Below are 1,920 nucleotides of genomic sequence, written 5' to 3' on the forward strand. Positions count from 1 at the left end.
AGGCGGATGCCGCCGACGCGCTCCAGTTCCGACGCGGCGAGCGCGAGCGCCTGCGACCGCGAACCCGGAGCCACGACGACGTCGGTCACGCCCGCGCGCACCAGGTGCGCGAGCAGCGCGATCGCGGCTGCGGTGGCGGGACTCGCGACCGACCGGCCCTCAGCCATTCGGCAGACCCGAGGGTCCGGGTTCGCCGGGGCCGTCGGTTCCGTCGTTGCGTCGTCGGTCGGTGCCGAGCGGGTCATCGCCGCGCGGCCGGGCGGCCGGGCCGTCCTCGTCGGCGTCGGCGTCGAGCTCGTGGTCGAGCTGCTCGAGCTCCTGCTCCAGCCGGCGGATCCGCTCCTGGTGCTCGGCGTCGGCGCGCAGGCGCCGCAGGAACTCGGGGTCGTCGTCGGGCGCGTTGCTGTGCGGGTTCACACGACCCACGCGAATGGCCCGACCACGGCCGACGATGAACCAGAGCGCGGCGCCGATCACCGGCACGAGCAGGATCACGACGATCCACCACCCGCGCGGGAGACCACGGATGCGAGTGCGATCGAAGAGCGCGCAGTCCACCGCCGCGTAGATCGTGAAGACCACGGCGGCGACACCGGCGATCAACCAGAGGCGGACCATGCACCGATTCTAGGCGTGTCGCATCACGTTCGGCTGGGAGCGGGCACCCAGACTGCGCTGCCTACACTGAACGGGTGAAGGCCCTCCCCGTCTGGCTCCGCTACACGCTGCTGCGCGTGCTCCTCTTCGCCGCACCACTGGTGGTGCTGCTGGTCGCGGGCGTCACGCCCTGGATCTCGGTGATCGTGGCCGCGCTGTTCGGATTCAGCGCGTCGCTCATCTTCCTCCGCAGGCAGCGCGAGGAGCTCGCGCAGGGCATCTACGAGGCCCGGCACCGCGAGCAGCCGGTCGTCACGGTCGACGACGAGGCCGAGGACTCGGCGGTCGACGAGGCCGAGCAGCGCCGGTCCGAGTAGCGGCGCGCCGCGGCATCCGCCAACCCGCGGCATCCGCCCCTCAGTACGCGAACGCCAGGCCCATGCCGATGCCGTAGGCGAGTGCGGTCACGCTCGCGAGCTGCAGGCCGATGATGAGCTCGCGCGGCGTGCGCGCCCAGCCGACGATCGCGCACGCCGGCAGCGCGGCGAGCAGCGCGAACAGCACCAGCCATGCCGGCGGGTAGAGCAGCGCCCAGAACACCGTGACGGCGAATGGCGCGAGCATGAAGACGGCGAACAGGATGCGTCCGACGAGCGGACCGACCAGCACGGCGAGCGTGCGCTTGCCCGCGATGCGGTCCTGTTCGACGTCGCGGAGGTTGTTCGCCATGAGCACCGCGCACGCGATGAGGCCGACGCCGACGCCGCCCGTCCACGACTCGAGGTTCACGCCGAGCGCCTGCACGTACGTCGAGCCCGCCGTCGCGACCAGGCCGAAGAACACGAACACGAACAGCTCGCCGAGCCCGGAGTAGCCGTAGGGGCGCTTGCCGCCCGTGTAGAACCAGGCGGCGACGATCGCCGCGGCGCCGACCGCGAGCAGCCACCACTGCTGCGTCAGGACGACGAGCGCGAGCCCTGCGATGGCCGCCAGGCCGAAGAACGCCAGCGCGACCGTGAGCACCTGCCGCGGCGTCGCGGCGCCCGACCCCACGAGCCGCGCCGGTCCGACGCGGTGCTCGTCGGTGCCGCGCACGCCGTCGGAGTAGTCGTTGGCGTAGTTCACGCCGACCTGCAGCGCGAGTGCGACGACGAGCGCGAGCACCGCGCGCCACGGATGGAACGGCTCGTCGAGGTAGCCGAGCATCACCACCCCGGCACCGGTGCCCAGTGCGACCGGCGCGATCGCGAGCGGAAGCGTCCGCAGGCGCGCACCGCCGACCCAGTCGCGGAAGGTCGCGGGGCCGCGCTGCGCGCGCGGCGC

General features: G+C 72.9%; 3 protein-coding genes. 1 reads left to right on the top strand and 2 read right to left on the bottom strand.

What is annotated here, in order from left to right:
• Positions 1 to 159: 159 nt before the first annotated feature.
• Positions 160 to 618, bottom strand: coding sequence for a PLD nuclease N-terminal domain-containing protein (locus tag ESO86_RS16095; RefSeq protein WP_129235855.1), 459 nt, complete (start codon positions 616 to 618; stop codon positions 160 to 162).
• Between the two features lie 74 nt (positions 619 to 692).
• Between ESO86_RS16095 and ESO86_RS16100 the strand changes: the two genes are divergently transcribed.
• A complete protein-coding gene (locus tag ESO86_RS16100; protein WP_129235856.1) occupies positions 693 to 974 on the top strand; it encodes a DUF4229 domain-containing protein in 282 nt (93 codons plus the stop codon).
• A 40-nt stretch (positions 975 to 1,014) separates the two neighbouring features.
• Here ESO86_RS16100 and ESO86_RS16105 read toward each other — a convergent pair.
• Positions 1,015 to 1,920: 1,4-dihydroxy-2-naphthoate polyprenyltransferase (locus ESO86_RS16105; protein ID WP_242492422.1), on the bottom strand; the 906-nt coding region annotated here is incomplete at its 5' end.

Source organism: Agromyces binzhouensis (assembly GCF_004135055.1).
GTDB lineage: Bacteria > Actinomycetota > Actinomycetes > Actinomycetales > Microbacteriaceae > Agromyces > Agromyces binzhouensis.

Coding starts and splice junctions, on each gene's coding strand:
- ESO86_RS16095 (WP_129235855.1), bottom strand. CDS start 618: ATGGTCCGCCTCTGGTTGATCGCCGGTGTCGCCGCCGTGGTCTTCACG.